Annotated in this window: 15 protein-coding genes; all 15 read left to right on the forward strand. The window is 49.2% G+C overall.

The window, feature by feature from the left end:
- On the forward strand, positions 1-510 hold a 510-nt coding region (locus tag PLA23_RS07865), incomplete at its 5' end, for a sugar phosphate isomerase/epimerase family protein (RefSeq protein WP_324474787.1).
- Positions 511-718: 208 nt separating this feature from the next.
- A complete protein-coding gene (locus PLA23_RS07870) occupies positions 719-2011 on the forward strand; it encodes a hemolysin family protein (protein ID WP_324474789.1) in 1293 nt (430 codons plus the stop codon).
- Positions 2008-2625 carry a phosphoribosylglycinamide formyltransferase gene (purN, locus tag PLA23_RS07875; RefSeq protein WP_324474791.1) on the forward strand — a complete coding sequence of 206 codons (618 nt, stop codon included), beginning with the start codon at positions 2008-2010 and terminating at the stop codon, positions 2623-2625. Before PLA23_RS07870 ends, purN begins: the two co-directional genes overlap by 4 nt.
- Before the next feature lie 38 nt (positions 2626-2663).
- Positions 2664-2960, forward strand: a complete 297-nt coding sequence (locus PLA23_RS07880; RefSeq protein WP_324474793.1) for a ribonuclease P protein component 4 — start codon at positions 2664-2666, stop codon at positions 2958-2960.
- Positions 2941-3189 (forward strand): YhbY family RNA-binding protein, encoded by a 249-nt coding sequence (locus PLA23_RS07885; protein ID WP_324330560.1) that lies wholly within the window; start codon positions 2941-2943, stop codon positions 3187-3189. The genes PLA23_RS07880 and PLA23_RS07885 overlap by 20 nt, the downstream gene beginning before the upstream one ends.
- A gap of 78 nt (positions 3190-3267) precedes the next feature.
- Positions 3268-3690: a 30S ribosomal protein S19e gene (locus tag PLA23_RS07890; protein WP_324330562.1), complete on the forward strand. Its 423-nt coding sequence runs from the start codon at positions 3268-3270 to the stop codon at positions 3688-3690.
- Between the two features lie 18 nt (positions 3691-3708).
- Positions 3709-4041, forward strand: a complete 333-nt coding sequence (locus tag PLA23_RS07895) for a DNA-binding protein (protein WP_324330564.1) — start codon at positions 3709-3711, stop codon at positions 4039-4041.
- Entirely contained in the window at positions 4038-4631 is a 594-nt protein-coding gene (locus PLA23_RS07900; RefSeq protein WP_324330566.1) for a DUF7411 family protein, read from the forward strand. The genes PLA23_RS07895 and PLA23_RS07900 overlap by 4 nt, the downstream gene beginning before the upstream one ends.
- Before the next feature lie 7 nt (positions 4632-4638).
- Positions 4639-4791, forward strand: coding sequence for a 50S ribosomal protein L39e (locus PLA23_RS07905; protein ID WP_011449956.1), 153 nt, complete (start codon positions 4639-4641; stop codon positions 4789-4791).
- Between the two features lie 5 nt (positions 4792-4796).
- Positions 4797-5060 (forward strand): 50S ribosomal protein L31e, encoded by a 264-nt coding sequence (locus PLA23_RS07910; protein ID WP_324330574.1) that lies wholly within the window; start codon positions 4797-4799, stop codon positions 5058-5060.
- On the forward strand, positions 5061-5726 hold the full coding sequence (locus PLA23_RS07915) for a translation initiation factor IF-6 (RefSeq protein ID WP_324330576.1): 666 nt from the start codon (positions 5061-5063) through the stop codon (positions 5724-5726).
- A gap of 2 nt (positions 5727-5728) precedes the next feature.
- The gene (gene rpl18a / locus PLA23_RS07920; protein ID WP_324330577.1) at positions 5729-5923 is read left to right on the forward strand and encodes a 50S ribosomal protein L18Ae; all 195 of its coding nucleotides are present in this window, start codon (positions 5729-5731) and stop codon (positions 5921-5923) included.
- Positions 5920-6378 carry a prefoldin subunit alpha gene (pfdA, locus tag PLA23_RS07925; protein ID WP_324330579.1) on the forward strand — a complete coding sequence of 153 codons (459 nt, stop codon included), beginning with the start codon at positions 5920-5922 and terminating at the stop codon, positions 6376-6378. The genes rpl18a and pfdA overlap by 4 nt, the downstream gene beginning before the upstream one ends.
- 35 nt (positions 6379-6413) lie before the next feature.
- Entirely contained in the window at positions 6414-7472 is a 1059-nt protein-coding gene (gene ftsY, locus PLA23_RS07930; RefSeq protein ID WP_324474796.1) for a signal recognition particle-docking protein FtsY, read from the forward strand.
- On the forward strand, positions 7472-8010 hold a 539-nt coding region (locus PLA23_RS07935; RefSeq protein ID WP_324474798.1), incomplete at its 3' end, for a signal recognition particle receptor subunit alpha. The genes ftsY and PLA23_RS07935, both read left to right, overlap by 1 nt.

The following is an 8010-nucleotide window of genomic DNA, read 5'->3' on the forward strand; positions in this document are numbered from 1 at the left end:
TGTACGATTCATCCGGGGCGGAGAACTGCAAAACGCCCCCCCAGTATCACTGACTACCAACGGCTCGGGCACATGCTTGACTGCATCGAATCCGTTGCTGACGAGGTGCGGGTTAAGATAGCGATTGAAAATATGGAGCCTGCAGTCAATGCCCTGTTGACGACCCCGGAAGAAGTAATAAAGATTCTAGATGAACGTTCCTGGCTTTGCTTTACCTTTGATTTCGCTCATGCAGCAAAAAGCGGACCTGATATCATCTCCTCATTTCTTGCGTGCGGAAGAGAGCGGATGGTTAATATCCATCTATCCGGAGCGGGTACCAGACATATGCACGGATCGATACGGTATGATCAGAATGTGGAATCATTCCTTACATCCCTCAGGGATTGGGGATACAATGGTCAGATAACCCTTGAAATAAATGATCTGGTCCTTCCTCAAGAGCTGTCATATTCTCAAAAGATTTCATTCATGAACCAGGAGATTGCATGGCTTAAAAAGATAATATAAAGGGTTATAGAAAAAGAGATGACATCTGCGCTATAAAGAAAGCCTTGTGATCTGATGAGAGGAGGAGACTGCTGACTTATGAAATGGAACAGAGGTAACTTTTTGTTTCTGCTTACAATATCATGTAGGAACACTAAGAGAGATGTATGAGGATTCGATCAAACCTCATATGCCCATTGTCTATGCCGTATTCCGGCGTGATCACTGAATGATAGAATATTACATTTATATTGTTATTTTTATATTATGCCTCATCCTGTCCGGTTTTTTCTCCGGATCGGAGGTTGCGTTGTTCTCTATTACGAGGGCAAAGGTCAGAACTCTGGTAAACGAACGGGAACCTGGTTCTGAGGCCCTCGCAACTCTCAAAAAAAATCCTGATCGTTTTCTTATCACCATTCTTATCGGGAATAATATTGTCAACATCCTTGCGGCCTCAGTAGCAACAGCAGTGGCAATCGCCTTTTTTGGCGAGACCGGTATTGCGGTATCGGTTGCAACTATCGTTGTGGTTATCCTGCTGCTTGTGTTTGGTGAGATATGGCCCAAGATGTATGCTTCCAGAAATGCTACCAGTATTTCCTTACGGTTTTCTCCGGTTATTCTTCTTCTATCACAGTTCTTTTACCCGCTTATCTTCATTTTTAACAAGATTATCGGAAAGATGACCGGAGCTGGCGCTTTTGCTCACCATATGATAACGGAAGAGGAGATAAAAGAGTGGATTGATGTCGGGCAGGAAGAGGGAACTATAGAAAAGGATGAGCAGGAGATGCTCCATTCCGTTTTTGAATTCTCAGATACCCGTGTGCGCGAAGTCATGACCCCCCGGATTGATGTGGTCATGCTTGAGGATACCTCCACTTCTGATGAAGCCCTGGAGATTTTTAAGAACACCGGGTTTTCCCGCCTGCCAGTGTGGCATGAGAATATCGATACGATCCGGGGGATACTCAATGTCAAAGATGCCATATTTGCGGTGCTTGAGGCTCGTGACTCTGTCCCGATTGTGGACCTCCTATCTGAGCCCCTCTTTGTGCCTGAGACAAAGAACATTGACGACCTTCTCAGGGAACTCCGGGTGAAAAAAACCCATATGGCTATTGTACTTGATGAATACGGAAGTTTTGTCGGTATAATCACGGTTGAGGATATACTTGAGGAACTGGTCGGTGACATTCTGGATGAATTTGATACCGAAGAACAGGAACTTGTCAGGGTGGCTGATGATGTCTACTCGGTTGATGCACGGATGTGGGTGGAGGACTTAAACAAACAACTGGATCTTCATCTCCCGATGAGCGAGACCTATGAAACCATAGCAGGTCTTTTCATCGAACGGCTTGGAAATATTCCCCGGATAGGGGATGTGTTGGAGCTTACCGAAGAGGGAGTACGCCTGGTGATCATCCAGATGACCGGAAAGCGGATCAACCGTTTAAAGCTCATTAAAATACATCCCCCTGAGTCGTCTGATGAGGAAAAGGAGAGCACCGAATGACCAGGGGAACTTTTGTCGTCCTTGCATCAGGGCGGGGAACAAATTTTCAGGCAATTATTGACCGGGTCAATGCAGGATACATCAATGCCTCCTGTACCGCCCTGATAACAGACAACCCGGAGGCATACGCGATAAAAAGGGCAGAAAATGCAGGTATTCCGGCTGAAATCGTCCCATATCACTCATTTCCAGATAAAAACCGGTACGAGGATGCTCTTCTTGCTGTTCTGGCACGTTTCCATCCTGATCTTGTGGTTCTGGCAGGGTATATGCGACTGCTTGGTGAGCGGATTGTTGATGCATACCTGGGAAAGATGATAAACATCCATCCATCGCTCCTTCCTGCATTTCAGGGACTTCATGCCCAACGGCAGGCCCTGATGTACGGGACGAAGATTGCGGGGTGCACGGTGCATTTTGTTACAAAGGACATGGATGCCGGACCGGTGATCATCCAGAGGGCTGTTCCGGTTCTTGAAGATGATGATGAAGAGAGTCTTTCTGACCGTATTCTTGTTGAAGAACACCAGGCATTTTCAGATGCGATCAGACTCTTTTTCGAAAAAAGGCTTGTCATAGAGGGTCGCAGGGTTCGCATCCTTCCGTATACATGAGCAGGAAAGCCCCGCGTTCTGACAGAAAGCATATTGCCATGGAACGGATCTTAATCCTTTTTTCCCAGGCAGAATCTTTCTTTTCATGGAACCAGGAATACAGCCATCTTTGTGTGAAAAGGGCACGCATGATTGCCATGAAGGAGCGGATCCGGATCCCTCCCCTGCTGGCACGAAGGTATTGCAGAAGATGTAATGCATATCTGGTCCCCGGGACGACCGGACGAGTGAGGATATACCGGGGACGAGTGATCATAACCTGTCTTACCTGTGGCTGGCATCGAAGAATACCAACTGGCAGGAGTGTACGTTCCAATGGAAAAGAGAAGAAGTAACTCAGGATTTCATGACCTGAAACCAACGATATGGGTAGGCAAACAGGGGATGAGTGATACTATCATAGATGAGATAAAAAACCAGATAAAGGTCCGGAAACTCATCAAAGTGAAATGGCTCTCCAGTGTTGAGATAGATCCTGAATCTGTTGCAATTCAAAGCGGGACAAAACTCCTTCAGGTACGCGGAAGAACGATGGTTCTTGGAGATTCGCACATCTACCGGTGAACAAAACCTCGAAATATATATGAACACTCCACGCGAATAAGTAGAGACTACGATCCGTATTGAGAGTGTGGACTATCGATGACTACTGTATATGATGTTCCGGCCGACAAGCTCATCGCAAAAGCGGCAATGGAACTGAAGGAAAAAGCCGAAATAACCGCGCCTGAATGGGCACCATTTGTAAAAACCGGTACACACCGTGAGATGCCCCCGGAAGATCCAGAGTGGTGGTATACCCGTGCAGCTGCCGTCCTCAGGCGGGTATATGTTGACGGACCTGTCGGTGTTGAGAGAATGCGTTCGGTATATGGTGGTAAGAAAGACCGTGGTTCCAAACCGAACAAGTCGGTAAAGGGAAGCGGCTCTATCCTCCGTAAGGCTCTGCAGCAGCTCGAAGCAGCAGGATTTGTTGCAAAACAGAAGAACGGAAGGGTCATTACCCCTGCAGGTGCCTCATTCCTTGATGGGATCGCCTACACCGTCAGTAAAGAAAACCAGTAAACAGGATTGGTGAATCAGATGGGAGATGATGAACTGGCAGAAATCCGCCGGAGAAAGATGGCTGAGATGCAGCAGCAGGCTGCAATACAGCAACAGGAGATGGAGCGTCAGCAACAGTACGAAGCACAGATGCAGATGGCGCTGATGCAGATTCTTGAACCGGAAGCCAGGGAGCGACTCAATACCATCAAACTCACCAGACCGGATTTTGCCAGGGCAGTTGAACAGCAACTGGTCATGCTTGCACAGAATGGCAGAATCAAGAGCAAAATATCAGATGATCAGCTGAAGGTCATTCTCCAGCAGGTGACCCCGGCGAAACGGGAATTTAATATCAGGCGGAAGGGATGAAAGCAGGCGTCCTCTTTTCCGGTGGAAAGGACAGCTCGCTTGCTGCCATTCTCCTCTCCACCTGGTATGAGGTCGAACTGAACACCTTTCGCTTCAGCCAGGATGCGGACATCGATGCGGTCAGGAAAGCCGCCAAGGCACTTGGTTTTCCTCATCATGTCCGCCGGTTCAGGGAAGGACTTCTGAGTGAGGCTGTTGATCTCATCATCAGGGAAGGTTTTCCAAATAATGCAATCCAGCAGATCCACCGTGAGGCCATCCGGTGTTTATGCGACGAATACGAGGTGATTGCAGATGGGACCAGGTTTGGTGACCGGATTCCCCTTCTGACTGATGATGAGATCCGGAGTATCGGGGACCGGTATACCTGCTCGTATGTCCGGCCGCTGATCGGATTTCCGAAAAAAGAGGTTGAACGACTGGTTTCCCGGTACCTGATCATATCATATGGAGAGACCGGTGAGATTTCAAACGGGGACTACGAGACCGGGATTCGAAGAGAACTCATACAAAGAGGCCTCTCCCCTGAGTCATTCTTCCCGCCTGCACACCAGCAGTCACTTGTCACCGGCAGAAAACCAAATTCATAGGTGTATTATGAGCAAACTGACAAAATGCCGTAAGATTCGGTTATCAAAAAAGACCACACAGAACCGCAGGGTTCCCCAGTGGGTTATGGTAAAGACAGCCAGAGCAGTAATGGCCCATCCACAGCGTCACAGCTGGCGGCGGAGCACCCTTAAGGTGTGAGATCAATGGTTGAGAAACTTCAGGAACAGATGTATGTGATTCCCCTTGGGGGAGTTAAGAGAGTCCCAAGATGGCGTCGGAGTGCAAAGGCGATGAAGGATATCCGTGCATTCTTAAGCCGCCATATGAAGAGTGATGATATCCGTCTTGGCCAGGATATTAATGAGAAGGTCTGGTCAAGAGGCACGGAAAAGCCTCCTGCACGAGTCCGCGTACGGGCTATGAAGCTCGAAGACGGGCATGTTCAGGCAGAGCTGGCTGAGGAGTAGATGGACCGGTTTGTCTCGATAGCTGGAGATCCCCATATAGGCGTTTTCACCCGCGTATTTGACGATATCGCGGTGGTTCCCCCAGACATACCTGAAGAGGTTACTGCACGGTACGAGGAAGCGTTACAGGTTGAAATTGTCAGGACTACCATTCAGAAAAGTCCCATCATCGGGTCTCTCCTGGCCGGCAACAATCACGGACTGGTCGTCACCGGAATGGCAACCGAAGAAGAGATACAGACCCTCTCACCATATCGTGACCTGATGCTGCTGGAAGAGGGCATGAATGCAGCCGGGAATATCATCCTTGCAAACGATCATTTCGCGGCAGTTCATCCTGATATGGATGAAGAACTCATGGATGCCCTGGGCGATTTTCTGAATGTACCGGTCATTCCCCTGACGCTTGGCGATGTCAAGACGGTGGGGATGGCTGCAGTTGCAACAAATACCGGTGTTGTTGTCAGTCCCCGGAGCACCCCCGGGGAGATTCAGATCCTTGAGCAGGTGTGTGACCTGCCGATAGGAAAAGGTTCGGTTTCCATGGGAAATGCCATGGTTGGAACAGGTCTTGTTGCAAACCGTCACGGGTACCTGGCCGGCGTCGGGACAAGCGGATATGAGCTCGGCAGAATTGAAGACATTTTAGGTTTTGAGGAGGAATAAAGATGGATGAGAAGAAATTCGAAGTAAAAGGAACATACCAGGAGAAGCGTGACTTCTGGAAACCATATACAAAAGTTCTCTCTGCACCAAACGCCACCCAGGCAAAAGAGCGAATTTTTGCGATCATTGGGAGCAAACATCGCCTTGCACGTCCGTATATCAGGATTGAATCTGTCACCGAACTGAGTGGAGAGTGATACCGGTGGCTGCCCCCGTTGACCCCAGGGAAGTTCAGTCTCTTCAGGCCTATCTGAATCAATATACCCAGCAGGCAGAGGTATACTCCCGTCAGCTCGGGCTGATGGAAGAGGGTATTCGTGAGGCAAATGCTTCAATTGAGACGCTGAATGCCCTTGCAGAGGCAGGGGAAGCACCGGTATTCATGCCCATCGGGAGCGGACTGAATATCCGGGCTACCATTGTTCAGCCGGACGAGGTTTTTGTCAGTATCGGATCGGATATTATCGTTCAGAAGACAAATGCTGGTGCCATATCATACCTGCAGGACCGGATAAAGGAGATGGAGGCAACGGCCAAGAATCTGACCGAGGTGCTGCAGAAGATTGATGCCCAGGTAAAGGATATTCAAAAGCGTCTTGAACAGCTGTACCGGCAGGCTCAGGCTGAACAACAGGGTACAGGTTCCTCCTGAACTCCTGCCTTTCGTGTGGCAGCAGGTGACGGAAGATGTTCAAAGCACTCAAAGAAAAACTCTTTTCTGCCAGAAAAAAACTGGAACATTCTCTTGAAGAAGCGCCTTCAGAGCAGGCGCAGACAATTCCGGATAGCGGGGGGACCGACGAATCACCAGCACAAAAAACGGCAGATATACCTGCTGATCAGCAGAAGAAAGCCACTCCAAGATTTACCGACAAGATTGTCTCTTTCGTCAGGGATCGGGAGTTTATCATCTCTGAAAAGGATGTCAGTGATATCCTTGATGAACTTGAGATGGGGCTTTTGGAAAGTGATGTGGCATTTTCCGTAACCGAAGCGATCCTGTCAAGAATAAAATCCGATCTCACCGGATCAAAAAGAAAGATCGGGACATCAGTCGATTCCATTGTTCGTGATGCCCTGTCTGATGCCCTACTCAGTGTTCTTGGAGAAGGGGTAGATATCTGTGCGTTTATCAGGGACCACGAACGGCCGGTCAAGATACTCTTTACCGGGGTGAACGGGACGGGAAAGACCACCTCTATCGCAAAGGTTGCCAGATTTTTACAAAAAAACGGGTTTTCTGTAGTCCTTGGTGCCGGGGATACCTTCCGTGCCGGTGCCATTGAACAGATTGATGTTCATGGTGAGCGGCTTGGGGTAAAGGTGATACAGCATCAGGAGGGATCAGATCCGACCGCCGTTCTCTTTGATACGGTTGAATATGCCCGGGCCCATAAAATCGATGTGGTCCTTGGTGATACCGCAGGACGGTTCCATAACCGGGCAAACCTTATGAACCAGCTGGCAAAGATACGAAGAGTAATCAATCCGGATCTTATCGTCTATGTCGATGAGGCTGTGGCAGGAAATGATGCGGTCATCAGGGCGGAAGAGTTTGCAAAATCCGTCGGGATGGACGCCATTATGCTCACGAAAGTTGATATGGATCCAAAAGGCGGGGCTGCCATATCGGTTGCATATGCCGTTGGAAAACCGCTGCTTTTTATCGGAACCGGTCAGGGATATGATGATGTGATGGCCTTTAATCCCCGTCTTGTGGTCGCTGAACTGCTGGGTGATGCATAATGCTTGATACCCTGGGATCAAATCTGAAGGATGCCCTCCGTAAACTAGCCGGGAAGACGGTGATTGACCGTGCTGCAGTGGAGGAACTGGTAAAAGATCTTCAGCGGGCACTGATCTCGGCAGACGTGAATGTCAGACAGGTGATGCAGCTTTCGCAGACGATCAAAAAACGGGCACTTGACGAACAGCCACCGAAAGGAGTGACGGCACGGGAGCATGTGCTGAGAATCGTCTATGAGGAACTGGTCGCTCTTGTCGGGAAGAAGGTGGAGGTTACCCTTGAAAAGCAGACCATCCTTATGGCCGGCCTGCAGGGTTCAGGAAAAACCACAACAACCGCAAAACTTGCACGGTTTTTCAAGCGAAAGGGGATGCGGGTTGCGGTCATTTGTGCAGACACCTTCCGTCCTGGTGCATACACCCAGATAAAAACCCTCTGTGACAAGGTTCACGTGCCCTGTTACGGTGATCCTTCTGAACATGATGCCAGAAAGATCGTCCGGGATGGACTGGCCCGGCTGAAAGAAGAGGTCATCAT

Source organism: Methanospirillum sp. (assembly GCF_035406105.1).
In the GTDB taxonomy this organism is placed as follows: Archaea; Halobacteriota; Methanomicrobia; order Methanomicrobiales; family Methanospirillaceae; genus Methanospirillum.